The sequence below is a fragment of the Parabacteroides timonensis genome, assembly GCF_900128505.1.
Classification (GTDB): Bacteria; Bacteroidota; Bacteroidia; order Bacteroidales; family Tannerellaceae; genus Parabacteroides; species Parabacteroides timonensis.
The window spans coordinates 2,814,502-2,840,254 of sequence record NZ_LT669941.1 but is presented as its reverse complement, the minus strand read 5'-3'; the positions used below and the strand labels follow the sequence as shown (position 1 = coordinate 2,840,254).

35 protein-coding genes are annotated in these 25,753 nt (G+C 41.3%); 26 read left to right on the top strand and 9 right to left on the bottom strand.

All coding sequences use genetic code 11. The annotated features are described in order from the left end of the window. Positions 1-11: 11 nt before the first annotated feature. The 22 genes from rplP (at position 12) to rplQ (ending at position 10,579) form a co-directional block, all read left to right on the top strand. Positions 12-446: a 50S ribosomal protein L16 gene (gene rplP, locus BQ7394_RS19055; RefSeq protein ID WP_028730657.1), complete on the top strand. Its 435-nt coding sequence runs from the start codon at positions 12-14 to the stop codon at positions 444-446. Positions 447-451: 5 nt separating this feature from the next. Then, positions 452-649, top strand: coding sequence for a 50S ribosomal protein L29 (gene rpmC, locus BQ7394_RS19050; protein WP_075558840.1), 198 nt, complete (start codon positions 452-454; stop codon positions 647-649). A 9-nt stretch (positions 650-658) separates the two neighbouring features. After that, entirely contained in the window at positions 659-916 is a 258-nt protein-coding gene (gene rpsQ / locus BQ7394_RS19045; protein WP_028730658.1) for a 30S ribosomal protein S17, read from the top strand. 1 nt (position 917) lies between these two features. Next, positions 918-1,283, top strand: coding sequence for a 50S ribosomal protein L14 (gene rplN / locus BQ7394_RS19040; protein ID WP_046146311.1), 366 nt, complete (start codon positions 918-920; stop codon positions 1,281-1,283). Between the two features lie 18 nt (positions 1,284-1,301). Next, entirely contained in the window at positions 1,302-1,622 is a 321-nt protein-coding gene (gene rplX / locus BQ7394_RS19035) for a 50S ribosomal protein L24 (protein ID WP_075558839.1), read from the top strand. Then, positions 1,622-2,179, top strand: coding sequence for a 50S ribosomal protein L5 (gene rplE, locus BQ7394_RS19030; protein WP_010800552.1), 558 nt, complete (start codon positions 1,622-1,624; stop codon positions 2,177-2,179). The genes rplX and rplE overlap by 1 nt, the downstream gene beginning before the upstream one ends. 6 nt (positions 2,180-2,185) lie before the next feature. Continuing rightward, positions 2,186-2,455, top strand: coding sequence for a 30S ribosomal protein S14 (rpsN, locus tag BQ7394_RS19025; protein WP_028730661.1), 270 nt, complete (start codon positions 2,186-2,188; stop codon positions 2,453-2,455). 54 nt (positions 2,456-2,509) lie between these two features. Then, positions 2,510-2,905 carry a 30S ribosomal protein S8 gene (gene rpsH / locus BQ7394_RS19020; RefSeq protein WP_028730662.1) on the top strand — a complete coding sequence of 132 codons (396 nt, stop codon included), beginning with the start codon at positions 2,510-2,512 and terminating at the stop codon, positions 2,903-2,905. Positions 2,906-2,921: 16 nt separating this feature from the next. Next, a complete protein-coding gene (rplF, locus tag BQ7394_RS19015; protein WP_075558838.1) occupies positions 2,922-3,473 on the top strand; it encodes a 50S ribosomal protein L6 in 552 nt (183 codons plus the stop codon). A gap of 21 nt (positions 3,474-3,494) precedes the next feature. Further along, positions 3,495-3,839 (top strand): 50S ribosomal protein L18, encoded by a 345-nt coding sequence (gene rplR / locus BQ7394_RS19010; protein ID WP_028730664.1) that lies wholly within the window; start codon positions 3,495-3,497, stop codon positions 3,837-3,839. 5 nt (positions 3,840-3,844) lie between these two features. Continuing rightward, a complete protein-coding gene (gene rpsE, locus BQ7394_RS19005) occupies positions 3,845-4,363 on the top strand; it encodes a 30S ribosomal protein S5 (RefSeq protein WP_075560128.1) in 519 nt (172 codons plus the stop codon). A gap of 16 nt (positions 4,364-4,379) precedes the next feature. Further along, positions 4,380-4,556 (top strand): 50S ribosomal protein L30, encoded by a 177-nt coding sequence (gene rpmD / locus BQ7394_RS19000; RefSeq protein ID WP_009859531.1) that lies wholly within the window; start codon positions 4,380-4,382, stop codon positions 4,554-4,556. Between the two features lie 29 nt (positions 4,557-4,585). After that, entirely contained in the window at positions 4,586-5,032 is a 447-nt protein-coding gene (gene rplO, locus BQ7394_RS18995) for a 50S ribosomal protein L15 (RefSeq protein ID WP_075558837.1), read from the top strand. A gap of 3 nt (positions 5,033-5,035) precedes the next feature. Beyond that, positions 5,036-6,376: a preprotein translocase subunit SecY gene (gene secY / locus BQ7394_RS18990; protein ID WP_075558836.1), complete on the top strand. Its 1,341-nt coding sequence runs from the start codon at positions 5,036-5,038 to the stop codon at positions 6,374-6,376. Positions 6,377-6,380: 4 nt separating this feature from the next. Next, positions 6,381-7,166: a type I methionyl aminopeptidase gene (gene map, locus BQ7394_RS18985; protein WP_075558835.1), complete on the top strand. Its 786-nt coding sequence runs from the start codon at positions 6,381-6,383 to the stop codon at positions 7,164-7,166. Positions 7,167-7,176: 10 nt separating this feature from the next. Continuing rightward, on the top strand, positions 7,177-7,395 hold the full coding sequence (infA, locus tag BQ7394_RS18980) for a translation initiation factor IF-1 (RefSeq protein ID WP_028730670.1): 219 nt from the start codon (positions 7,177-7,179) through the stop codon (positions 7,393-7,395). A gap of 12 nt (positions 7,396-7,407) precedes the next feature. Further along, positions 7,408-7,524, top strand: a complete 117-nt coding sequence (gene ykgO, locus BQ7394_RS18975) for a type B 50S ribosomal protein L36 (protein WP_005645768.1) — start codon at positions 7,408-7,410, stop codon at positions 7,522-7,524. A gap of 36 nt (positions 7,525-7,560) precedes the next feature. Then, on the top strand, positions 7,561-7,941 hold the full coding sequence (rpsM, locus tag BQ7394_RS18970) for a 30S ribosomal protein S13 (RefSeq protein WP_009859527.1): 381 nt from the start codon (positions 7,561-7,563) through the stop codon (positions 7,939-7,941). An 11-nt stretch (positions 7,942-7,952) separates the two neighbouring features. After that, complete coding sequence (gene rpsK / locus BQ7394_RS18965) at positions 7,953-8,342, top strand: 30S ribosomal protein S11 (protein WP_005634781.1); 390 nt, start codon at positions 7,953-7,955, stop codon at positions 8,340-8,342. A 123-nt stretch (positions 8,343-8,465) separates the two neighbouring features. Next, complete coding sequence (gene rpsD / locus BQ7394_RS18960) at positions 8,466-9,071, top strand: 30S ribosomal protein S4 (RefSeq protein WP_075558834.1); 606 nt, start codon at positions 8,466-8,468, stop codon at positions 9,069-9,071. 12 nt (positions 9,072-9,083) lie between these two features. Further along, positions 9,084-10,076, top strand: a complete 993-nt coding sequence (locus tag BQ7394_RS18955; protein ID WP_028730672.1) for a DNA-directed RNA polymerase subunit alpha — start codon at positions 9,084-9,086, stop codon at positions 10,074-10,076. Positions 10,077-10,084: 8 nt separating this feature from the next. Continuing rightward, positions 10,085-10,579: a 50S ribosomal protein L17 gene (gene rplQ / locus BQ7394_RS18950; protein WP_075558833.1), complete on the top strand. Its 495-nt coding sequence runs from the start codon at positions 10,085-10,087 to the stop codon at positions 10,577-10,579. Positions 10,580-10,656: 77 nt separating this feature from the next. Here rplQ and BQ7394_RS18945 read toward each other — a convergent pair whose 3' ends face one another. From BQ7394_RS18945 to BQ7394_RS18910, 7 genes are all read right to left on the bottom strand, one after another. Then, entirely contained in the window at positions 10,657-12,237 is a 1,581-nt protein-coding gene (locus BQ7394_RS18945) for a tetratricopeptide repeat protein (protein ID WP_075558832.1), read from the bottom strand. A gap of 21 nt (positions 12,238-12,258) precedes the next feature. Further along, complete coding sequence (locus BQ7394_RS18940) at positions 12,259-13,194, bottom strand: PstS family phosphate ABC transporter substrate-binding protein (RefSeq protein WP_075558831.1); 936 nt, start codon at positions 13,192-13,194, stop codon at positions 12,259-12,261. Between the two features lie 198 nt (positions 13,195-13,392). Further along, positions 13,393-14,208, bottom strand: a complete 816-nt coding sequence (locus tag BQ7394_RS18930) for an energy transducer TonB (protein ID WP_210436551.1) — start codon at positions 14,206-14,208, stop codon at positions 13,393-13,395. Between the two features lie 14 nt (positions 14,209-14,222). Continuing rightward, positions 14,223-14,885 carry an ExbD/TolR family protein gene (locus BQ7394_RS18925; protein WP_075558829.1) on the bottom strand — a complete coding sequence of 221 codons (663 nt, stop codon included), beginning with the start codon at positions 14,883-14,885 and terminating at the stop codon, positions 14,223-14,225. 12 nt (positions 14,886-14,897) lie between these two features. Next, complete coding sequence (locus tag BQ7394_RS18920) at positions 14,898-15,506, bottom strand: ExbD/TolR family protein (protein ID WP_075558828.1); 609 nt, start codon at positions 15,504-15,506, stop codon at positions 14,898-14,900. A gap of 5 nt (positions 15,507-15,511) precedes the next feature. Then, positions 15,512-16,321, bottom strand: a complete 810-nt coding sequence (locus BQ7394_RS18915) for a MotA/TolQ/ExbB proton channel family protein (protein WP_075558827.1) — start codon at positions 16,319-16,321, stop codon at positions 15,512-15,514. A 129-nt stretch (positions 16,322-16,450) separates the two neighbouring features. After that, positions 16,451-16,849: a hypothetical protein gene (locus BQ7394_RS18910; RefSeq protein ID WP_075558826.1), complete on the bottom strand. Its 399-nt coding sequence runs from the start codon at positions 16,847-16,849 to the stop codon at positions 16,451-16,453. A 237-nt stretch (positions 16,850-17,086) separates the two neighbouring features. On the opposite strand from BQ7394_RS18910, the gene eno reads away from it, so the two are divergent. Then, complete coding sequence (gene eno / locus BQ7394_RS18905) at positions 17,087-18,373, top strand: phosphopyruvate hydratase (protein WP_075558825.1); 1,287 nt, start codon at positions 17,087-17,089, stop codon at positions 18,371-18,373. A gap of 331 nt (positions 18,374-18,704) precedes the next feature. Here eno and BQ7394_RS18900 read toward each other — a convergent pair whose 3' ends face one another. Next, positions 18,705-19,736, bottom strand: coding sequence for an aminotransferase class I/II-fold pyridoxal phosphate-dependent enzyme (locus BQ7394_RS18900; protein ID WP_075558824.1), 1,032 nt, complete (start codon positions 19,734-19,736; stop codon positions 18,705-18,707). Positions 19,737-19,788: 52 nt separating this feature from the next. After that, positions 19,789-22,788 (bottom strand): serine hydrolase domain-containing protein, encoded by a 3,000-nt coding sequence (locus BQ7394_RS18895; protein ID WP_075560126.1) that lies wholly within the window; start codon positions 22,786-22,788, stop codon positions 19,789-19,791. A 277-nt stretch (positions 22,789-23,065) separates the two neighbouring features. On the opposite strand from BQ7394_RS18895, the gene rplS reads away from it, so the two are divergent. The 3 genes from rplS to BQ7394_RS18880 all read left to right on the top strand — a co-directional run bounded on the left by rplS (position 23,066) and on the right by BQ7394_RS18880 (position 25,608). After that, positions 23,066-23,413 (top strand): 50S ribosomal protein L19, encoded by a 348-nt coding sequence (gene rplS, locus BQ7394_RS18890; protein ID WP_075558823.1) that lies wholly within the window; start codon positions 23,066-23,068, stop codon positions 23,411-23,413. Between the two features lie 193 nt (positions 23,414-23,606). Beyond that, complete coding sequence (locus tag BQ7394_RS18885; RefSeq protein ID WP_075558822.1) at positions 23,607-24,818, top strand: sensor histidine kinase; 1,212 nt, start codon at positions 23,607-23,609, stop codon at positions 24,816-24,818. Positions 24,819-24,852: 34 nt separating this feature from the next. Then, positions 24,853-25,608: a LytR/AlgR family response regulator transcription factor gene (locus tag BQ7394_RS18880; RefSeq protein WP_075558821.1), complete on the top strand. Its 756-nt coding sequence runs from the start codon at positions 24,853-24,855 to the stop codon at positions 25,606-25,608. Positions 25,609-25,753: the final 145 nt, after the last annotated feature.

Below are 25,753 nucleotides of genomic sequence, written 5' to 3'. Positions count from 1 at the left end.
ATTAAGAAGAGATGTTACAACCAAAGAAAACCAAGTTCAGAAGACAGCAGAAAGGTCGCATGAAGGGCGAAGCTCAACGTGGCAACCAGCTGGCGTTCGGTTCGTTTGGTATAAAAGCGTTAGAGAATAAATGGATTACCGGTCGCCAGATTGAAGCTGCCCGTATCGCGGTAACTCGTTATATGCAACGTCAAGGTCAGGTTTGGGTTCGGATTTTCCCGGATAAACCTATTACAAAGAAACCGGCCGAAGTACGTATGGGTAAAGGTAAAGGTAATCCAGAAGGATTTGTTGCGCCTGTTACTCCAGGTCGTCTTATTTTCGAAATCGAAGGTGTTCCCTTTGATGTTGCAAAAGAAGCATTGCGCTTAGCGGCTCAGAAGCTTCCTGTAACAACGAAATTTGTTGTGAGACGTGATTATGATATGGCTAATCAAAATGCGTAATTGTTATGAAGATTGCAGAAATTAGAGAATTAAGCACAAAAGAATTGCTTGAAAGAGTTGATGCTGAGGTTGCTGCCTACGATCAGAAGGTTATTAACCACACTATCTCTCCGACAGACAATCCTGCACAGATTAAACAACAACGCAGGATGATTGCGCGCATGAAAACAGAATTGCGCCAGAGAGAACTTAACAACAAATAATTGAGCCTGATGGAAACTAGAAATTTAAGAAAAGAAAGAACGGGCGTGGTTACTAGCAACAAGATGGAAAAAAGCATCACAGTTGCTATTAAATGGAAGGAAAAACACCCCATTTATGGTAAGTTCGTTAATAAAACGAAGAAATATCATGCTCACGACGAAAAGAACGAGTGTAATATCGGTGATACCGTAAAAATTATGGAAACTCGTCCTTTGAGCAAAACAAAGAGATGGAGATTAGTTCAAATAATCGAAAGAGCTAAGTAACATGATACAACAAGAATCAAGACTAGTAGTAGCAGATAACAGTGGCGCAAAAGAAGCATTATGTATCCGTGTTTTGGGCGGAACAAGAAAACGCTATGCCACTGTTGGGGATGTAATTGTAGTTGCAATTAAGAGTGTAATCCCGTCAAGTGATGTGAAGAAGGGTGCTGTTTCTAAAGCTATCATTGTTCGCACTAAAAAAGAAATCCGTCGCCAGGATGGTTCATACATCCGTTTCGATGATAACGCTTGCGTATTGTTGAATGCCGGTGGTGATATTCGTGGAAGCCGTATCTTCGGTCCGGTTGCCAGAGAACTTCGTGCAACAAATATGAAAATTGTTTCACTTGCACCTGAAGTACTTTAATTCGTAAAATTTAAGGTAATGAGTAAATTACATATCAAAAAAGGCGATATAGTTTTTGTTAATACCGGCGAAGACAAAGGTAAAACAGGTCGTGTTTTACAGGTGCTCGTAGATGAGAACCGTGCTATTGTTGAAGGTGTTAATATGGTATCAAAGCATACCAAGCCTAATGCAAAGAATCCGCAAGGAGGAATTGAAAAGAAAGAAGCTCCTATCCATCTTTCTAACCTGAACGTGGTTGATCCTAAATCTGGAAAACCGACACGTATCGGCCGTAAGGAAAATGCAGAAGGTGCTTTAGTTCGTTATTCTAAAAAATCTGGGGAGGAAATTAAGTAATGAGCAATACTGCCAGTCTTAAAAAAGAATATCAGGACAGAATTGTTCCTGCTTTGACGAAAGAGTTCGGTTATAAATCAGTAATGCAAGTTCCCGTACTGAAGAAGATTGTTATCAATCAGGGTTTGGGTATGGCTGCTGCTGATAAGAAGATTATCGATATCGCCATCAGCGAATTGTCTACAATCACTGGTCAAAAGGCCGTTGCGACAGTTTCTAAAAAGGATATCTCTAACTTCAAGTTGCGTAAGAAAATGCCTATCGGTGTAATGGTAACATTGCGTCGTGAACAAATGTATGAATTCCTGGAAAGATTAGTTCGTATCGCTCTTCCTCGTATTCGTGACTTCAAAGGTATTGAAAGTAAGTTGGATGGTAGAGGTAATTATACCATGGGTATTCAGGAACAAATCATTTTCCCTGAAATAAATATCGATAATATTACCAAAATATTGGGAATGAATATTACCTTTGTGACCTCTGCGAAAACAGATGAGGAAGGGTATGCTCTATTGAGAGAATTTGGGTTGCCTTTTAAAAATGCAAAAAAAGACTAAGTAGTTATGGCTAAGGAATCAATGAAGGCCCGCGAGGTTAAAAGAGCAAAGCTTGTTGAAAAATACGCTGCTAAAAGAGCACAGCTTAAAGCAGAAGGCAACTATGACGCTTTGCAGTCTTTACCTAAAAATGCTTCTCCTGTACGTTTGCACAACCGTTGCAAAATTACAGGTCGTCCGAAAGGGTATGTACGCCAGTTCGGCATTTCACGTATTCAGTTCCGTGAAATGGCATCCAATGGTTTAATACCGGGTGTAAAGAAAGCAAGTTGGTAAGTTTTTTTATTTAAATATTGTCCGGGTGGCCGGATCAATTTAATTCATTTATATATGACAGATCCTATTGCAGATTATTTGACAAGATTGCGTAATGCAATTAAAGCGAAGCACAGAGTTGTTGAAGTGCCGGCGTCAAATTTAAAGAAAGAGATCACTAAGATCCTTTTCGAAAAGGGCTACATTCTTAACTTCAAGTTTGTAGAAGAAGGTCCTCAGGGTACAATTAAGATTGCCCTGAAGTATGACTTGGTAAACAAAGTGAATGCGATCAAGAAACTTCAGAGAGTTTCTACTCCAGGTTTGCGTAAGTACACTGGTTACAAAGAAATGCCGAGAGTATTGAATGGTTTAGGTATTGCCGTTCTTTCTACTTCTAAGGGTGTGATGACAGACAAAGAAGCCCGCGATTTGAAGATCGGTGGCGAAGTATTATGTTATGTTTATTAATTAGGAGGAAAGAAGAATGTCAAGAATAGGAAAATTACCAATTCATGTGCCAGCCGGTGTAACGGTTACGATTAAGGATAGCGTAGTGACTGTAAAAGGTCCTAAAGGCGAGATGACTCAGGCCGTAAATCCTGATATAAATGTAACTTTGGAAGACGGAGTTATTCATTTAACAAGACCGACAGAAGAAAAGAACCATCGTGCATTACATGGTTTGTATCGTTCTTTGATCAACAATATGGTGATCGGTGTATCTGAAGGATACAAAAAAGAACTGGAATTAGTCGGTGTTGGTTATCGTGTGTCTAACACAGGCCAGCTGTTGGATCTTTCTTTAGGTTATACTCACAACATTTATTTGCAGTTGCCTAAAGAAGTGAAAGTTGAAACGAAGACTGAGAGAAATAAGAATCCTCTTATTATCCTTGAATCAGCTGATAAGCAATTAATAGGTCAGATTTGTGCAAAGATTCGTTCATTCAGAATGCCGGAACCGTATAAAGGTAAAGGTATTAAGTTTGTGGGTGAAGAAATTCGCAGAAAGTCTGGTAAATCAGCAGGTAAGTAATCTACGTAAACTGAAATTATCATGACAACGAAGGAAGAAAGAAGATTAAAAATAAAACGAGGTATACGTGGCAAAGTTTCAGGAACTCCTGAATGCCCGCGCCTTACTGTGTTTAGAAGCAACAAGCAGATCTATGCACAGGTTATAGATGATACTACAGGTAAAACTTTGGCTGCTGCTTCATCTTTGAAATTAGATGTTAAGGCTCCCAAGAAAGAAATCGCTGCCAAAGTTGGTGAACTGATCGCTAAAGGTGCTCAGGAAGCTGGTGTTCAGGCTGTTGTTTTCGACCGTAACGGTTACCTGTATCACGGAAGAATTAAAGAATTAGCTGATGCTGCACGTAACGGCGGCCTTAAATTTTAATGAAGATGGCAGGAGTTAATAATAGAGTTAAATCGACCAACGACTTAGAGTTGAAGGACAGATTAGTTGCAATCAACCGCGTAACTAAAGTAACAAAGGGTGGACGTACTTTTAGTTTTGCTGCTATTGTAGTAGTAGGAAACGAAGATGGTATCATCGGTTGGGGCTTAGGTAAAGCAGGTGAAGTAACGACAGCTATCGCTAAAGGTGTAGAAGCTGCTAAAAAGAATTTAATCAAGGTTCCTGTTCACAAAGGTACTATCCCTCACGAACAGCTTGCTAAATTTGGTGGTGCACAAGTTTTGATTAAGCCTGCATCTCACGGTACCGGTGTTAAAGCTGGTGGTGCTATGCGTGCTGTATTGGAAAGTGTTGGTATTACTGACGTTTTGGCAAAGTCAAAAGGTTCTTCAAACCCTCACAACTTAGTAAAAGCTACTATTGCTGCTTTGGGTGAATTGAGAAGTCCGTTTGTAGTTGCTCAGAACAGAGGTATTTCTGTTGAAAAAGTGTTTAGAGGTTAATTAGGGAGGAAAAATTATGGCGACTATTAAAATTAAACAAGTTAAGAGTAGAATTAAGTGCCCGAAAGACCAGAAAAGAACACTCGATGCACTGGGCCTGACAAAGTTGAACCGTGTGGTAGAACATGAAGCTACTCCGGCTATCTTGGGTATGGTTGAGAAAGTGAAACATTTGGTTTCGGTAGAAAAGTAATAATTGGTTGAAAAAATAAATTATACGATATGAACTTATCAAATTTAAAACCTGCTGAAGGATCTACTAAGACCAGAAAAAGAATCGGCCGTGGTCCGGGTTCAGGATTAGGAGGAACTTCAACAAGAGGTCATAAAGGAGCAAAGTCTAGATCAGGTTATTCAAGAAAGATCGGATTTGAAGGTGGTCAGATGCCAATTCAGAGACGTTTGCCTAAATTTGGTTTCAAGAATATTAACCGCGTAGAATATAAAGCTATCAATCTCGCAACATTACAGTTAATGGCTGAAGCTCAGAACTTAACTAAGATTGGTGTAAATGAATTGATCGAAGCTGGTTTTATTTCTGCATCTCAACTGGTTAAAATTCTTGGTAATGGTAGTCTGACTGCTAAATTAGAAGTTGAAGCTCACGCTTTCTCTAAGAGTGCAGAAGCAGCTATCCAAGCCGCAGGTGGAACTGTTGTTAAACTCTAAGTCATGAGAGCAGTTGAAACAATAAAAAATATCTGGAAGATTGAGGATCTGAGAAATCGGATCCTCACCACTCTTTTATTGGTGGCTATATATCGCTTCGGAACGTATGTAGTACTTCCTGGTATTGATCCTCAAGCGTTAACCGCTTTACAGGCGCAGACAAGAGGCGGATTGCTTGCACTGTTGGATATGTTTTCAGGTGGTGCATTCTCTAATGCTTCTATTTTTGCATTGGGTATTATGCCTTATATTTCCGCTTCAATTGTTATGCAGTTGTTAGCCATCGCAGTTCCTTCTTTCCAGAAACTACAGAGAGAAGGTGAGAGTGGTCGTAGAAAGATCAACCAATGGACTCGCTACCTGACAGTAGCTATCCTGTTATTCCAGGGACCGACATACCTTGTGAACTTAAGTGTTCAGTTAAAGGCCGCCGGTGCAGCTTTACCTCCGGGTATCTGGTTTACAATTTCTTCTACTATTATTCTGGCTGCAGGAAGTATGTTTATCTTATGGCTAGGTGAAAGAATTACAGATAAAGGTGTTGGAAATGGTATTTCATTTATCATTTTGATTGGTATCATAGCCCGTCTGCCGCATTCATTGTTCCAGGAATTTATTTCAAGAACAAGTGAAAAAACTGGTGGTCTGGTTATGTTCTTGTTTGAAATGCTGTTTCTTTTACTTGTTATTGCCGGTGCTATTTTATTGGTTCAGGGAACTCGTAAAGTACCCGTACAGTATGCAAAAAGAATTATAGGTAACAAACAGTATGGTGGTGCAAGACAGTATATCCCTTTAAAGGTAAATGCTGCTAACGTAATGCCTATCATCTTTGCCCAGGCAATTATGTTTATACCTATTTCTATTGTTGGATTCTCAAGCACTGGTGATCAGAGTGGTTTTTGGGCTGCATTTATGGATAATACCGGTTTCTGGTATAATTTCACTTTTGCGGTATTGATTATCCTCTTTACTTATTTCTATACAGCTATCACGATCAATCCGACGCAGATGGCTGATGATTTGAAGAGAAACAATGGATTTATTCCGGGTGTTAAGCCGGGAAAAAGTACCAAGGACTATCTGGATACAATCATGGACCGTATTACTCTACCGGGTGCATTCTTCTTGGCATTAGTAGCTATTATGCCCGCTTTTGCAAGAATCGCTGGTGTGAGTATGGAGTTCTCTCAGTTCTTTGGAGGTACATCTTTGTTGATTTTGGTTGGTGTAGTGTTAGATACATTACAGCAGGTCGAAAGTCATTTGTTGATGCGTCATTATGACGGTTTGTTGAAGTCAGGAAGAATTAAAGGACGTTCAGGCTCTGTAGCCGCTTATTAATAGAATGATCTATTTAAAGACAGATGAAGAAATCGAGTTGATGCGTTCGGCTAACCAGTTGGTTGGTCAGACACTGGGAGAGTTAGCTAAACATATCGCTCCCGGAGTAACAACTCTTCAACTCGATAAGATTGCTGAAGAATTCATTAGGGATAATGGAGCTGTTCCTGCCTTTTTAGGGTATGGTGGTTTTCCTAATTCAATATGTGCTTCTGTAAATGAACAGGTAGTACATGGTATTCCTTCCTCGAAAACTATTTTAAAGGAAGGTGACGTCATATCGGTTGACTGTGGTACTATATTGAATGGTTTTGTTGGAGATTCAGCCTATACGTTTTGTGTAGGGGAGGTGTCTCCGGAAGTAAGGAAATTGTTGAAGACAACAAAGGAATCTCTTTACTTGGGTATTCAACAAGCTGTAGAAGGAAAGCGCATTGGGGATGTCAGTAATGCAGTACAAAAATATTGTGAATCGAACGGTTACTCTGTTGTCAGAGAATTGGTAGGACATGGTATTGGACGTAAAATGCATGAAGAACCTGAAGTACCGAATTATGGCAGATATGGTTGCGGACCTTTATTACGTAGTGGAATGTGCATTTGCATTGAACCTATGATCAATATGGGAAGCAAGAATGTAGTTTTTGAAAAGGATGGTTGGACAGTCCGGACTAAAGATAGAAAATGTTCTGCTCATTTCGAACATTGCATTGCTATCAGACCTGATGGACCACAAATCCTCTCTTCATTTAAGTTTTTAGAAGAAGTCCTAGGAAGTAACGCAATTTAATTTGATCTATATGGCTAAACAAGCAGCTATTGAACAAGATGGAGTAATTATTGAAGCATTGTCGAATGCAATGTTTCGTGTAGAATTAGAGAACGGACATGAGCTTACCGCTCACATTTCAGGAAAGATGCGTATGCATTATATTAAAATCCTTCCTGGTGACAAGGTAAGAGTCGAAATGTCTCCGTATGATTTATCAAAAGGTAGAATTGCTTTTAGATATAAATAAAAATAACTAGATATGAAAGTAAGAGCATCTTTAAAGAAGCGTACCCCGGAATGTAAAATTGTAAGAAGAAAGGGTCGCTTATACGTAATTAACAAGAAAAATCCTAAGTATAAACAACGTCAGGGATAATTTATTATTTTTGCATAATAATCATTAGTAAGTAATATGGCTATAAGAATAGTTGGTGTAGACTTGCCACAAAATAAAAGAGGAGAAATCGCTTTGACTTATATCTACGGTATCGGTCGGAGTGCTTCAAAATCTATTTTAGAGAAAGCAGGCGTTGATCGTGATATCAAAGTGAAAGACTGGACAGATGATCAAGCTGCAAAAGTACGTGAAGTCATTGGCGCTGAGTACAAGGTAGAAGGTGATCTTCGTTCAGAAGTTCAGCTTAACATTAAACGTCTGATGGATATCGGATGTTACAGAGGTGTTCGTCACCGTATTGGATTGCCTTTAAGAGGTCAGAGCACAAAAAATAATGCTCGTACTCGTAAGGGTAAGAAGAAAACTGTTGCAAATAAGAAAAAAGCTACTAAATAATAAGAGTTGATATGGCAAAAAAAACAGTCGCAGCAAAGAAGAGAAACGTAAAAGTTGACGCTTATGGTCAAGCTCATATTCATTCTTCTTTTAATAACATTATTGTGTCTCTTGCCAATAGCGAAGGTCAAGTTATTAGTTGGTCTTCTGCAGGTAAGATGGGATTCAGAAGTTCTAAAAAGAACACTCCGTATGCCGCTCAGATGGCAGCACAAGATTGTGCTAAGGTAGCTTATGATCTTGGTTTGAGAAAAGTAAAAGTATTCGTTAAAGGACCGGGTAACGGACGTGAGTCTGCTATCAGAACTATTCATGGTGCCGGTATTGAAGTAACGGAAATTGTTGACGTTACTCCGCTGCCTCACAATGGTTGTCGTCCTCCGAAGAAAAGAAGAGTATAATTAACTATAGTTTCTTGAACATTGAATCCGGAATTGTGAATAGATTGCACAAAGACCTTATCCTCTCTGTAATCGCGGCTGCACGGTTCCAGATTCAGACAGAAAAATTAAAACAATAAAAAAATGGCAAGATATACTGGACCAAAAACAAGAATTGCCCGTAAGTTTGGTGAGGCTATATTCGGACCGGATAAAGTTCTTTCTAAAAAGAATTATCCTCCCGGACAACATGGTAACGCCAGAAAGAGAAAAACTTCTGAATACGGAATTCAGCTTCGCGAGAAGCAAAAAGCAAAATACACTTATGGTGTATTGGAAAAACAATTTAGAAACCTGTTTGAAAAAGCACAGCGTTCAAAAGGTATTACCGGTGAAGTTCTACTTCAGTTGTTGGAAGGCCGTCTGGACAATGTAGTTTTCCGTTTGGGTATGGCTCCTACAAGAGCAGCAGCCCGTCAGTTGGTTTCTCACCGTCACATCACAGTGGATGGTAAGGTTGTGAATATTCCTTCTTACTCTTTGAAACCCGGTCAGATCGTTGGTGTTAGAGAAAAATCCAAATCTTTGGAAGTGATTGCTGATGCATTGTCAGGGTTCAATCACAGCAAATACCCTTGGATTGAGTGGGATCAGTCTTCTTTAAGCGGAAAATTACTGCATCTGCCGGAAAGAACTGACATTCCTGAAAACATTAAAGAGCAGTTGATCGTAGAATTGTATTCTAAATAATAATTGATTTCCATGGCGATATTAGCATTTCAAAAACCCGATAAAGTATTAATGTTGGAAGCGGACAATTTCTTCGGAAAGTTTGAATTTCGTCCGTTGGAACCCGGCTATGGTATTACTATAGGTAATGCTCTGCGTCGTATTCTCCTGTCGTCGCTTGAAGGTTTTGCTATTACATCCATTAAGATCGAAGGGGTTGACCATGAATTTGGTACAATCCCCGGTGTTATTGAAGATGTAACAAACATTATCTTGAACTTGAAACAGGTACGGTTCAAGCATATTGTAGACGACATAGAGAATGAAAAAGTAAGTATTACTGTTTCGGGTTCGGAAGTGTTCAAAGCCGGTGATATAGGTAAACAGCTGACCGGATTCGAAGTATTGAATCCTGACCTGGTTATTTGCCGTTTGGATCCGAACGCTAGTTTCCAGATTGAATTAACGATAAATAAAGGACGCGGATATGTACCCGCTGACGAAAACAGAGATCCGAATGCAGACGTTCACGTTATTGCTATCGACTCTATTTACACTCCTATACGTAACGTTAAGTATTCAATCGAGAACTTCCGTGTTGAGCAAAAGACGGACTACGAAAAGTTGGTTCTTGAAATAGCCACAGATGGTTCTATTCATCCGAAGGAAGCGTTGAAAGAAGCTGCTAAAATTCTGATTCACCATTTTATGTTGTTTTCAGATGAAAAGATTGCGATCGAGACAGTTGATACTGACGGCAATGAAGAATTCGATGAAGAAGTACTTCACATGCGTCAGTTGCTTAAGAGCAAGTTAGCAGATATGGATCTTTCCGTTCGTGCATTGAATTGCTTAAAAGCTGCAGATGTTGAAACATTAGGTGAACTGGTTAAGTTCAACAAGAATGATTTGTTGAAATTCCGTAACTTCGGTAAGAAGTCGCTCACTGAACTTGATGAACTGCTTGAAAGCTTGAACCTTTCATTCGGTATGGATATCACGAAATATAAATTAGATAAAGAGTAAGTAAAGCGATGAGACATAATAAAAAATTCAATCATTTAGGTCGTACGAATACTCACCGTGAAGCAATGCTGTCTAATATGGCTTCTTCTTTGATCAAGCATAAGAGAATCTTTACGACAACAGCAAAAGCGAAAGCACTTCGTAAGTTTGTTGAACCTCTGATCACTAAATGTAAAGAGGATACAACTCACTCAAGACGTATCGTATTCAGTACATTACAGGACAAAAATGCTGTAACAGAACTTTTCAAAGAAGTAGCTCAGAAGATCGGTGATCGTCCGGGTGGTTATACCAGAATTATCAAGACTGGTAACCGTTTAGGTGACAACGCTGCAATGTGCTTCATTGAATTAGTAGACTATAACGAAAACATGTTGAAAGAAACAACAGCTGCAAAAACTACGAAAACAAGACGTTCTCGTAAGAAATCTACAGCTGCTGAAACTGCTCCGGTTGCTGAAGCACCTGCTGCAGAAACAACAGAAGAAAAAGCTGCAGAATAATTTCTGTAACTTATATATAATAAAAACAGCCGACATTTATATGTCGGCTGTTTTTGTTTATATAGGTATTAAGCCTTTTATTTTATATTTTCCAATGCTTCTTGTGCCGTAGCATTAGACGGATCGATTAACAATATCTTATTCCAGTATGATTTGGAACTGTCCATTTCCTGTTTAAGATAATAGTAATAAGCCAGATAGCGATAACATTCCGTTAATTCATTACGATATTTGTCTTTATCTTTTTCCAGCATAGGAATACAGGTCTCATAATAAGGTTTAGCTAATCCCTGCTCTGTTTCCAGATCCAGTTGAGATTGTGTTCGCGCTTGCCATAAACTACCTAGATGACTGTCTGGTACACGTTCTTTTACTATGGCAAACAAGCTATCTGCCTTCGCCAAGTAGTTACTGGCTTCTAAGCTATCTTTTGTCGCTGCAGAATAATAGTATTTACCCAGTTGATAATAATCGGCCGCTTCCGATTCTTTACCTAATGACTCTATATACTGTGTATAGGCATTAATCGCCTCAGAATCCTTTTCACTATTACTATATACTTCAGCAAGGTCTTTGTATACTTCTGTGTGAGCCGGGTTCTCTTTTATTGCTTTTAGCAATGCTTCTGCAGCTTTATCGTACTGCTTGGCTTTGTTGAGTAAGCGACCGTAGTATAAGTAATCCTGCCATATGTATTTAGCATCCGGATCATTGAAGAATGTATTGATTTCTTCAAGTCCTTTTTCATATGCCTTCGTTTCATAGTTATTATAAATACATAGACGTTTCAACAGGAAATTATTGGGATCGATAGCCTGTCCTTCATTAATTACCTGACTTGCTTCTGCATATTGCTTGTTGAAGAACAAAGCAGATGCATAATGAATCAGGTTGTCAATAGAGTAAAGACCTCCTGCGATATATGTTTTATATGCAGCTACAGCTTTGGAGTACGTTCCCTGTAATGAATAAATATTACCAAGTGCATTATAGGCAGGAAGATAATCTGGATAGTTTGTAATTACTTTTTCAAGCATTTCTATGGATAATGCAGGCTGGACACCTTGGTAAACATTTGCATATTTAAGATAGGCTTCTTTACAGGAGGGATCGAAGTGAAGGGCTTGTTCATATCTGCCAGCAGCATCTCCCGGTTTATCTTCACTGATTAACATATCGCCTTCGTATATGTAAATTGACGGATCATTGATGTTATACTTTTTGGCATTGTCGAGAGCAGCTTTTGCCTCTGAATTCATTCCATAAGTTGAATAAGCTCTGGCAATGGCCACGTAAACCGGTACATTTTTCTTATCAACTTTGGTTGCTGTATCAAATGCTTTTTGGGCTGCCGACTTGTCTGTTTTTAGTAATACTTTTCCTTCTCCCACCTTATTATAAGCGTAATCGGAAGAAACAGCCCAACCTTTTTGATAGTTAGCCAGGGCATCGGTCGTTTTTCCGGCGTCGAAGGCTATTTCCCCCAGGTAATAGAGCGCTTCTGCCTGTTCTGAGGGAGAACCGTTTAACTGTTTATTGAAAAGCTGGCTTGCAATAGCCGGTTCACCGGCTTTATAATAAGCAATTCCTTGTTGGTTATCAGCGTGGATAGCTATCGCTACCAGGCTTAAGATGAGTATATATAAATTCTTTATCATAATGATTGATGTTTATAGGGTTTATAATTGATCTCTAACATTGACCAACCGGACAGGTTGTGTAACTGGAAGAATTCCGGATTTGAGAATGATCCGTTGCCCCCGGTCGCTGGTGATAAAGGTGGTAAAACCGGAAGCCAGCCCCATACGCGGTTCTGACAGGATCAGGTAAACAGACCTTGTCATTGGATATTCCTTTAGGGCTATGTATGCCTGATACGGTTTAAAGCTATTGGTAACGGTCGCTTTTTTGTAACGACTGACTGCCATCACTTTTATATCGTCCAGAAAACTCATACATGTTGAATCCAGTGGGTTACTGATCCAGTTTACTCCAATGATACCTAGTGCTCCCGGAGTTTTAGATACATAATCCATTACTTGCCGGTTATCTTTCATAGCATGAAGATTACCACTCAACGGTTCTCCGCCACAGATTGAATCGATAGCATAACGAACAGTACCGGAATTCGGATTGTCGAATACCACTTCTATTTTTCCAGACTTATTATCCGTAGCAAACTCATCCCAATCCTTGATCTTGCCTGTCAGTATCTCTTTTAATACCGGAATGCCGATCAGAGAGTCTGTATTTTGTCTGTTTGTGATTAAAGCGATAGCATCGGTTGCGATATGAATACTTTTGGGAAATAGCTTTCTGCCGTTCATATATTCAGTCTCTTCCTGGGTTAGCGGTCGTGAAGCGATTGCCAACCGTGTACTGTCATGTAATAAGCGGTTGATCGTTTCTGTTTCACCGGAGAAGTAGGGAACTATACCAGCCTCTTTATAAAGACTTTCAAACACGGCGATCTCTTCTTCTATGATCGGAGTAAAGCAACCGTCGGAGGCAATTGCTATTACACCGCTCGTAGGAGTGTCATCCGGCGAATTGCTATTCTTGCTGTTGCATGAAGCTAACACCGCTAATATTATTATATATAATAGATTTCTCATCGTTTATTGTCTTTTACCAGCCTATATCCTCTGAATATTGTGTAACAAAAGAATAAGACACCAAATATCATCCGCATATAGAATGACATATTCTCGTTAAACAAGTTCGTGAAGATTAGAAGAAAAGACATGCCGAGGTATATCACAATCATGGATATACCCCAAACAAGCCTCGTATTTATACACTTTACCTCCATATTATTGCAATCTGAAGCGTACCGGGACAGTGAAATAGACCGGTACAGGTTTACCATTTTGTTTTCCCGGGACCCATTGCGGAAGAGACTTGATAACACGTATCGCCTCTTTGTCGCAGGAAGGATCCAACTGTCTTAGGATCTCAACCTTGGTGACTTCGCCTGTCGGACTGACAACAAAACGGAGTGTGACTGTTCCTTCGATACCATTTTCAGCAGCGATAACCGGATACTTTAAATGGGTACTGATGTATTTCAGCAGAGCTTCGTTCCCACCGGGGAATTGCGGCATCTGTTCAACAGCTACGTAAGGAGTCGTTTCCTCTTCGATCACTTCTTTGTTATCTTTCAGGTCGGCGATGTCGATTGCGTCATCACTGTCAGAGCCTTTTACATCGGCAACAGAGATAGCCAACTTGGATGTGGTCAGCTCTTCTTGTGTTTTGATCTCCTCTTCATCCCTTACATCTTTATCCGCTTTGATGACAGGCGGAGTAAATTTGATCGTACTTTTCAGTACGGGAGGAGGTGGGGCCTCAATATTACGAATTTGATTTTCTTCCGGCACCTTTGTTTCCATCTGCAGGTTGGAAAGTGTCGTAACTTCCAGTACCTGCTCTTTGGTATGTTGCGGGATGACAGATTTGATTAAAGCCGGAATGGTCATTACCAGGATTGCTCCGATGGTAACGACGATCAAGGCACGAATATGTCTGCGGGAAGAATTTTTGCGTAGCTCATAAGCTCCGTATTCTTTATTCTTTCCTTTGAAGATCAAATCGGTCCATTCCGGTGAGTTTAGATTTATATTATTAATATTAATCATGATCGTCATTTTTTATTCGCCTGGGCGATCTCCTTGGAAAGTTCGCCCCCGCTTTTTAGATTATCAACCAGGAATTTGTCTCCGTCAGTGATATCGACAATTGCATATTTACCTATGTTGCAAATCTGCATTTCGTCGAGTGCATCCACCAGGTCTTTGTAAGAAGCATCGTCGGTAGCTTTGATCAGTACGACCGGTGCGTCTTTACCTCCTTTTATTTCTGCGGCTTGCTTTTTGAACTCATCTTCGGAGATTTCTTTATTCAGCTTTTTTACTTTCAGTTCCGTAATCTTCTGTACCGCATCGGCGTTACGTTCCAAAAGAATGTTACGTAATCCGGTGGGAGAGAAGTCGGTAGTTTGCAGCGATTCAACATGTTCGTAATCCGGTTCGCCGAAATAGTAATACACCTTGCTGTCTTCACCCAGTATAAGAGTGATGGCTTTGGAGGCTTTTACTTTCGTCTGTTCGGCTTCCGTCACATGGTCTTTCGACGGCATACTGATCTCCATGGTCTGCGGTTTGCTGAGCGAAGTACAGAGCATGAAGAAAGTAATCAGCAACATGTTCATATCCACCATCGGAGTAAAGTCCACACGGATATTCACCTTTTTCTGTTTACCTTTCTTGCCGTCGCCTTTACCTTTATCTGTATTTACTTCTGCCATAACGTTTGTTGTTTAGGCATTGTCAGGTACATTTTTGAGAGTGGTGATCAGGTTATACCTGTTTTCCCTCAAGTCCTGCAATGTGTTCATAATGTTCTTAATCTTCGGATAAGGAGTCTGTTGATCGGCTTTAATGGCAATCACCAGGTCACGGTTTACTTCGCGGGCATGTTGAACCCACGCTTTAAACTGGTTGTTGGTACTGTCGGCCGGGATTCCGTAGTTGACTATTAACCGGTCTTGTTCGGATCCCGGGAGATTCAGAAACTCCTGCATATTCTGGATAGGAACACCGAAGGAAGGAAGCAGACTGAATTCATATATTTCTTTGTCGGTAAAGTTTATACCATAATCTTTTCCCAGCATCTTCAATACATTAGCCTTGTCTTCCTGTTTATCCAGGCTCATAAATACTTTCCCGTCCGGGTCTACCAGGATTGAAAGAATATTTGTTTCCGGTATTTTGATTTCGGAAACAGACCCCGGTGTCGTTACCATAACCGGTTCTTTCTGAATAAAGGTAGATGTCAGCATAAAGAAAGTAAGCAGCAATACCGTTACGTCACTCATTGCCGTCATGTCAATGAATGTACTCTTGCGTTTTACTATGATCTTAGGCATATGCTTCAGTGTTTAGCGGCGAATGTCTGTACGATAGAGAAACCTATCTCGTCAATAGCATAGGTAATATTATCTATTTTACTGGTGAAATAGTTGTATGAGATGATGGCCATGGCACCGGTGGCGATACCTAAAGCCGTATTAACCAGCGCTTCAGAGATACCAGTAGACAAAGCAACGGAGTCGGGAGCACCCGCATTAGCCAAAGCGGCAAACGAACGAATCATACCTAATACTGTTCCCAGCAATCCAAACAAGGTACCTAACGTTGAGATCGTAGCGATGACAGGCAAGTTCTGTTCCATAGTCGGTAACTCCAGCGCCGTACTTTCTTCAATCTCTTTCTGAATGATGACCATCTTTTGTTCTTTTGTCTGGTCTGCTCTTTGTTCTACATCCGCATAGCGTGTCAGTGCCGCATTAACGACATTGGCAACCGAACCTTGCTGTTCTTTACAAGCAGCTTTTGCTGCATCCAGATTACCTTCTTCCAGGTCTTTCTTTATGGTCTGCACGAAACCCATCAAGCCTTTTTTCCCTTTGGAGCGGCTGATAGCGATGAAACGTTCTACACTTAGTGTAATAACAGTCAATAGAAGAGTGATTACAACAGGAACGATATAACCTCCTTTATAGATTGTACCCGCATAATTTCCGGGAAGCGGATGATTATCAGGATTATTATCCATAAAGTTAGAAGGATTACCTAACACGAATTCAAAGAAACATACTGCCAGGACAAAGCAAACGATAATAACGATACCGGCTGATACGCCGTTGGATGTTTTTAATATAACAGATTTATTTGTTTTCATAATTTTGATATTATATTGAAGATAAAAACAGAAAATAATAGTCTGAGTGCACAAATAAGGGAATGTGCATTCGGATCATACCTTATAAAAAGGGTATAACCATCAATTACAATTGTCTAATCTATAATATCAAATAATGAGTTTTCGTAAAACGTAGATCCAAAGATTTCCACATTTACGAAGCGAAGAGTAGTTTATAGTTTGAATAGTAGATAAAGTCTCTGATACTTTATATTGTATAGCTTGACCTTTCAGATGTAGGAGGAGAAGGTTTTTATTGTTGTTCGATAATTTGAACAGTCGTTCGTAGTTATCGGAAGCCGGTTTGGTACGGGCTGTTATATCATAAGACTCAAGGGGAACTTTTCCTAATTCAAACTTCTTAAGCTCTTTTTCCAGAGAAGTGTTTTTTTTGTCATCATTCGAACTGCATTGTTGGATTGTTGTTTTACTATCCACATTGAATGCAACCTCCTGACCGATAAGGACCAGAATAAGGAGTGTCAATATGGATAGAATCTTTTTCATAACCCAACCAAAACAGGACTTTTATGTTAAAACATTCGAGAGAAGCAAATAGTTGAAACTTTTTAGAAAAAAATATCAACTTATTCTTATCGCAAATTTGGATGAAATATCGAGTCGTAAAAGAAACTCTTCTATTTATTCATCGAAAAACTCTATAAGGGCTTGGCAACAATCGGCGTGTAAACTTTGTTATATTTGTACTGAGTGAAAAATAATAAAGTACTAAATATTTAGGTTATGAAAATTGAAAAAGTAGTAGGTAGAGAGATTCTTGATTCCCGTGGAAACCCGACAGTAGAAGTAGATGTGCTTCTTGAATGTGGCGCATTTGGCCGTGCAGCCGTTCCTTCCGGTGCTTCAACCGGCGAAAACGAAGCCATCGAACTTCGTGATGGCGATAAAAAACGTTATGGCGGTAAAGGTGTTCAGAAAGCCGTAGATAATGTGAACAAAATTATCGCACCTGCAATTATCGGTATGAGTGCTTTGAACCAGCGTGAGATCGACCATAAACTGATCGCTTTGGACGGAACAAAGACAAAGTCGAAGCTAGGAGCCAATGCCATGCTGGGTGTTTCACTTGCCGTAGCTAAAGCTGCCGCCAATTATCTTGACCAGCCGCTTTACCGCTATATCGGCGGAACGAATGCTTATGTATTGCCTGTTCCGATGATGAATATTATCAACGGAGGTTCGCACTCTGATGCTCCGATTGCATTCCAGGAATTCATGATCCGTCCGGTAGGCGCGAAGAGTTTCCGTGAAGGCTTACGTATGGGAGCTGAAGTATTCCATGCATTGAAGAAAGTTCTGCACGACCGTGGCCTGAGTACTGCTGTTGGTGACGAAGGTGGTTTTGCTCCCGCTCTTAACGGTACAGAGGATGCACTGGGTTCTATTATGGCTGCTATTAAAGCTGCCGGATACGAACCGGGAAAGGATGTAACTATCGCTATGGACTGCGCCTCTTCTGAATTCTACGACAAGAAAGGAACTTACGATTATACTAAATTTGAAGGTCCGAATGGTGCAAAGCGCACAGCAACAGAACAGGTGTTGTATCTGACTGAACTGGTAAATAAATATCCGATCGACTCGATCGAAGACGGTATGGATGAAAACGACTGGGAAGGTTGGAAGAAACTTACCAAGGCTTTGGGCGACCGTATCCAACTGGTTGGCGACGACCTGTTCGTGACTAACGTTGAATTTCTGAAGAAAGGAATCGAAGAAGGCTGTGCCAACTCTATCCTGATCAAAGTAAACCAGATCGGAACATTGACCGAGACACTGGATGCTATCGAAATGGCTCATCGTAACGGATATACTTCTGTCACTTCACATCGTTCGGGTGAGACGGAAGATGCGACAATCGCCGATATCGCAGTTGCTACTAACAGTGGACAGATCAAGACCGGTTCATTGAGCCGCTCAGACCGTATGGCTAAGTACAACCAGTTGCTTCGTATCGAGGAGGAATTGGGTGACCTGGCAGTTTATGGTTACAAGACTTATAAGAAATAAGATAAACTCCATTAGGTGTGATTTAAAATGACGAGAGGCCGTCCTTACGAGGATGGCCTCTTTTGTTTTGTCTTTGCTGTGCTAAGTGTTTTTTCATGCCGGGATCTAAGTCTTTTCATGCTGTATATTAAGGGAAAATGTGCCGATGTTTAAGCATTTTAGTCCTGATGTTTTTAAACGCAAGGCCTGCCTTACTAAAAATTAAGGCCAGCCTTACATTTATGTAAAGCTGGCCTTGCGTATTTGTACTGCCTGCCTTTCGTTTCCCAAAGTCCAGACAAAAAGATTTAATCTTAGTGAGATAAATCCTTATAAGTAGGGAGGTAGTTGCTTAGTCCTCCAGTTCAAACCATTCGCGTATGGCATCGATCAATACCTGATTCTCTGCTGTTGTCTGGGTAGACAGGCGGAAATAGGTTTCATCCAACCCGCGGAAGTTTGAAGCATCGCGTATCAGGATACCATATTTCTCCCACAAGAATTTCTTCAATTCGGCAGCCGTTCCTTTTTTCAGGCGGACAAGGAAGAAGGTGGTCGACGAAGGAATCACTTCCAGGTTGTCGAATTTATTCAATTGGTAGATCAGCTCAGCTGTTTCGCGTTGCCACTTGCGGATTGGCAATGTGAACTGTGCCGGATGGATCAGGATATATTTACTTGCTTCGAGTGCGATCGCATTGATGGACCAGGGGATGATATACTTATTTACTTCGTTTACTATTTCCGGTGAAGCTACCAGATAACCGATACGTATTCCCGGAATATTGTATGCTTTGGAAATAGATTGGATAAGGATCAAGTTCGGGTTGTTCTTTACGTCCGACGGTTTCAACATATCCTCGGTTGTAAAGGCAACGTATGCCTGGTCGACAATAAATTTTGTGTTCCGGTTAGCTGCGATCAGTTTCAGCATCTCTGTGCGGTGGAGCAGTTTGCCGTCCGGATTATTCGGGTTACAAATCCAGCAGAAATCCTGTCCTTCCAGCGAGAGTTCCGAAAGGTCGTCGGTGGTGGAAAAGAAACTGATCTCATGTTCGTGCAGGCGGCAGGCATCTTCGTACTCGGAGAAAGAAGGCACAGCGATCATCGATTTGGCCCCTCTCCAAGCCTGTGCAAGTAGGTAGAAGGCGGTGATGGAACCGTTGGTCACAACAACGTTCTCTTCTTTTATTTCATATCGGCGGGCAAGCAGCCGTTTGAGTGAGGCGGCATCCGGTTCCGGATAACGTGTCAGTTTATTGAATTGCTCGATCAGATGTTCTTTGAGCTTTTCAAGGTTGGCACCGTGCCATACATTGGAGCTGAAGTTTATCTTCACTTCGTTTTGTGAGTTGTAAAAGTCGTCACCGTGTCCGAATAGCATACTTTATTTGTTTTAGTAATTAATGTTGTTATAATAAGGTGTTGCAAAAGTACTAATCTTTTTGGCTTTTTCTATCAATTGCTTTATAGATTGCGTCTTGTATTCGGGTTCGTATATCCAGTGCTCCCAGCTTATTGTTGGCTCGCGATGGGTTGACACGGTTGCAAAGGAAGATGTAAAGCAACTGATTATCGGGGTCTACCCAGAAACAAGTACCGGTAAACCCGGTATGGCCGTAGACGGATGGTGGCGTCAGGCTTCCACAGGGTGAACCTTTATGCGTGCCGACGGCTGGTTTGTCGAAACCCAGTCCGCGACGGCTTGTCGGACTTTTGCTTTGAGTGAAGAGCCGGCAGGTTTCTGTCGACAGGTATTGTTCGTTACCGTATTTCCCCTGATTGAGGAACAGTTGCAACACCTTTGCCAGATCGTTGGCATTCGAAAATAATCCGGCATTACCGGAGACACCTCCCTGAAAGGCGGCTGCCTCATCATGCACATATCCGCGAACCAGCTGGCGGCGTACGAACTGGTCGTCTTCTGTGGGGACAATCTGTAACGTATCCATCGCTTTCAATGGATTGTAAGTGGTATGGCGTGCTCCGAGACGACTGTAAAAGTTATTGTGGAGCAGTTGATCCATCGGTTGCTTCATCTGGTTTTCCACCATCATCTTCAGCATGATGAAGTTGACGCAGCTGTACACATATTTACCGCGTGTACCGAGGCGCGAGTCTTTTATATCCTGTATGATACTGTCTTTGAAGGAGTCGTGCAGATAGAAGTTGCGGGCCACTTCGGTGGTGAAACCGGGTTTCTTTTTATCGGATACGAGGTCGGGCAGATACTTAAAGTCGTTGCGGACGAAGGTCTTTGCATCGAAGCGTACCGGATGGGTAGCGTTCTTTTCGCGACTGTAAAGACTTCCTTTGTAACTGTCTTTGTCGATAGCATCCAGGTAAAAGTTGATTGTAGAGACAACGCCCGACTGGTGGTAGAGCATTTCCTTTATATTCAGGTCTTTTTTATTAGAGCCTTTCAGCTCCGGGATATACTCCGATATCTTATTGTTGAGCGTGAACTTCTTTTCGTCATAAGCTTTCATGACGGCCAATAATGTTCCGGCTGCCTTTGAAGCGGAAGCCAGGTCGTAGACTGAATTTTCCTCTACCGGCTGTTTTTGACTGTAATCAAAATAGCCGAACGATTTGTCGTAAATGACCATACCGTCTTTGGCTACAAGCACCTGGCAGCCAGGGTAGGCTTTCTCTTCCAGTCCTTCTTCAACAATAGAATCGATCACTTTAAGGCGTATGGGGTTGGCTCCGACTTCTTCCGGCTCATGATATCCCAACCGGGTTTTCTCAGTAAAGAGACCGGTTCCCGCATAATAAAGTCCGGGGATGGTAACAGGTAATTTCCCTTTCGCTGCAATACCTCCGAATATTAACTGGGCAGCGTACTCTTGTGCAAGAGGAGTCGCTTCGTATCCCATCACGACTGCTTTCGCTTTCTGTATCGAGTTCTTATAATCTTTACAGAAATAGGGCAGGGTGAAAAAGGCGTACACCAGTTCTTTCTTTGTCGCCAGCTGGCGGAGCAACTGACTTTCGGGAATACGTACTGTGTGTATGCTGCAAATAATAACATCATATTTCTCCAGCTGTTTGTAAACCTGTTGTACCTGTGCGGCCGTAGAGCTGCGGCTGATACTGAAGTTTGCCACAGAGTCGTAACGGCCCAGCATCTTCTGGAAATCGTTTCCTACGGGAGATCCGATCGACAGGGCGGCTATCTTCTTTTTATCCAGTTGTTTGAGTGGAATGAAGTCTGCTTCATTCTTTAATAAAGTGATCGCTTCCGCATTCAGTTTGGCAGCCAGCCATTCTGCATGCGGTGAGTTCAGCCGCTCACTTAAGCCTTTGATCTCTATCGGTTTGTATTTGTTTAATCCAGTAATATATTTGTACTGAAGTATCTTTATACACTTGGCCTCCACCTCTTCAATATTAAGTATGCCTTCGTCTATGGCCTCTTTCACGGCTGTGAAGTCATTGATCGGGGCAGCAGGAGCCAATAATATGTCATTTCCGGCCAGTAGTGCTTTTACCGAAGGGTTGTCCGATTTACTGGTGGTGGCACCTTTCATGGCCAGTGCGTCGGTGAAACATAATCCTCTAAAGCCCAGTTTGTCTTTTAATAATCCGGTTACTATCGGGCGGGAGAAGGAAGAGGGCAGGTTACGGGTCTTATCGAGTGCCGGGACATAGAGGTGTCCTGTCATAACCCCCGCGTATCCATCATATATATATCGTTTAAAAGGATATAGTTCCACACTGTCGAGACGGGCCAGGTCGTGATGGACGGAAGGTAGTGTGTTGTGTGAGTCTTCCGAGGTATCTCCATGTCCGGGGAAATGCTTGGAAACAGAGATAATACCTTCCCCTTCCAGGCCACGGGCATAAGCAAGACCTTTCTCTGCTACTGCCTGCGGATTCTCTCCGAAGGAACGTAGTCCGATTATGGGGTTGTCTGTGTTACTGTTTACATCCATGTCGGGGGCAAAGTTGATCTGTATCCCCATCTCTTTACATTGACGGGCTACTTCTTTGCCATATTCGGTGATTAATTGATTGTTTTCTATCGCCCCCAGCATCATATTCTTGGGGAAACGAGTCGTACCGCTCAGACGCATCGACAAGCCCCACTCTCCATCCAACGAGACGAACATGGGAACACGGGATGCTTTCTGCAACCGGTTGGTGACTTCTGCCTGTGTGACAGGGTTTCCTTTATGGAAAAGAATTCCTCCGATCTTTATTTCATTCACATACCGCATGAGTCGTTGCATATTGCGGTTGTCCGATTTAGGATCGGCTATTACCATAAAAAGTTGCCCGATCCGTTCATCGTAAGTCATCGAGTCGAAAACCGAATCCACCCAGTGATTCATTTTTGCCTGATCGACATTGCGGTACATATTCGGTATGGTCTGTGCTTTGCCTGCCAGTAAACATACAGCGCAAAGCAGTATTGTAAGTATCTTCCTCATCTTCACGTTATCATTATTATCCATCAAAAATAGGAAAATAAGTTGAAAAGTCTCTATACTGTGACAACTTTTCGGTTGTTCACATAAGGTAATATACGCTTGAATAGCGATTTAAAGGAAGAAAAATAAGTACAGGATCGATGATTTATTACCTAAACTACTTGCGTATAAAATAAATCTTTCGTTACTTTGCATCCGCTTTGCGCAATCTCTGTCGGGAGAAGTAGCCCGTTATATTGCGTTTCGTTTAAAATTACAATTAAAAAGCTATAAAACAATGGATTTAATTAAGATTGCAGAAGAAGCGTTTGCTACGAATAAGGAATATCCTTCATTCAAGAGTGGTGACACTATTACAGTAGCTTACCGTATTAAAGAAGGTAACAAGGAACGTATCCAGCAGTACAGAGGTGTAGTTATCCGTATCTCAGGACATGGTGACAAAAAACGTTTCACAGTTCGTAAGATGTCTGAAAACGTAGGTGTAGAGAGAATTTTCCCGATGGAATCTCCGTTCATCGAAAGCATCACTGTAAACAAACTTGGTAAAGTACGTCGCGCTAAATTGTATTACCTGCGTGCTCTTACTGGTAAGAAAGCAAGAATCAAAGAAAGAAGATTCTAATCCTTTGGGATTTAATTACCATAAAAGAAGGTTGCTCGTTGGGTAACCTTTTTTTATGTCCTTTTGTCTATTGCCTGTAAAATGTTCGATGAATAAGAACAGGCGTTTCGCCGATGTTTTTGTCCGTTTCGTCGGTTTATATACTTTTGACTTCCTGGGATACTTATCTTTGTAGCCACTAAATAAATCCTTTATGCGACATTCCGTAAAGAACGATCTATTGATTGGCTTTATCGTATCGGTATTGTTGAGTCTGTTTGTCAACTTCTCGATGCTGATGCGTAAATATGATGTGATTAATATTCAGAGAAATCCGGCTCTTCCAGAGCCTCCGGTATTCCTGAATGATTATTTATTTTATTTCCCGCTTGTGTGGTTCTTCTTGTTTGCTTTCCTTCTTTTCATTGTAAATATGCAAATGTATAAACTGGGGGATAAGATATTCAAACAAAGGGAATATAAAGTAGCGATATTTGCCGGTGGAGTAAGTGTGATGGTGGGTCTGGGGCTACTGGCTGTATATCCGATCGTGCAAAAATCTGTATTTGAAGTCGCTGAAGTTCCCACTGTTCATGAAACCGTTATTATGGAAAGGCGGTCGGATAAGATTATTCCAGGATATGGAAGGCCTGTATCTAAAGCCAGAAAAAATCTGGAGATACGACCGGATCGACCGGAGGGGGATATTCTAATATCCAGATCTATTGCTTTTCATCCGCAGATGACGGAACATCTGTTTGTCCTGTTAACCGTATTGCTCAGTGTGTTGCTGATACGTTTGATAAGCGGCAAACAACAAATGATGCTAGAGTATGAAAAACTAAAAACAGAGAAACTACAAACTTCCTATAATGCTTTGATGGGGCAGATCAATCCTCATTTCTTTTTCAATTCACTCAACGGACTCAATTCCCTGATCCGTAACGGAGAAAAGGAGCATACATTGACATACCTGGATGAACTGTCGAATGTTTTCCGGTATATCCTCCAGAGTAACAAGAAGGAAATGGTCACTTTAGCAGAGGAGTTGCAGTTTGTAAAGGCCTATACTTATCTGCTTGGCGTGCGTTATGAAGGCAAACTTTTTTTCTCTATACAGGCCGAACCGACGCTGTTGCTTTGGTCGTTACCTATCCTGAGTGTATTGCCGCTGATTGAAAATGCAGTCAAACATAATGTGATCAGTAAGCAGTATCCGCTACAAATTGACATTTATACTACAAAGGAGAACACTTTGGTGGTATCCAACAAAGTGCATCCGAAGGTAGAGGAGGGACATAGTAGCGGTATCGGACTTAAAAATCTTTGGGGACGTTATCGTTTACTCACTGGAAAAGATATTAATATATCCAACCGGAAAGAATATTTTAAAGTATCCCTTCCCCTGTCCGATCTGTCGGTTTAGGTCTAACTAAATTGTCAATTAATTGATTATCCGTATGAATGCTGTAATTATTGAAGATGAAACTGCTGCGGTAAGCTCCCTGAAGGCGATACTGGCACAGAATACGATTATACCGATCGAGGTAATAGCCGAACTGGAGAGTATAGAGGAAAGCGTAGCCTATTTCCGTTCCTTTCCTCATCCGGATGTTATTTTTATGGATATTCATCTGGCAGACGGTAGCGCTTTTAAGATATTCGAGCAGGTTGAGGTTGAAGCTCCGGTCGTTTTTACAACGGCTTATGACGAATATGCGCTGCAGGCCTTTCAGGTTAGCAGTATCGATTATCTCTTGAAACCGGTCACAATGACCTCTTTGGAACGGGCGTTGAGTAAGCTGCGGCTGTTCAGTCCGGAAGAGCGACTGGCACATATCCGTCAGACGAACGATACGATACAAAAGCGGCATGTCATCAAAAGCCTGCTTATCATGCTCAGTGATAAGTTCTACCCTTTGCAGGTAGAAGATATCCTTTATTTCTATACGGCAAACGAGAAAGTAACGGCTTATACCTCCGACGGCAAACAGCATCCGGTGGACCGTACACTTGATACCTTAGGTGATCAACTCGACGGAAAAGACTTTTTTCGTGCTAATCGTCAGTTTATCATTGCCCGTAAAGCCATAAAGGATATCGACCTCTGGTTCGGCAGCCGTTTGTCGGTTAATCTGACTTTACCGGTTCCGGAGCGTATTATCATCAGTAAGACAAAAACACCGGTATTCAAGAAATGGATACTGATGGAATAGTGGTCAGGTGAAAATACTGCATTGAGGAAGCAAGTTTTTTCACCCTGCTACCTAAGGCGATTCACCGATCAAGTTGTACCATTTGTCGGTGGTTAACCTTTGTTCACCGAATATTCTTATTTATTTGTAGTGTAATTTAAAAAGA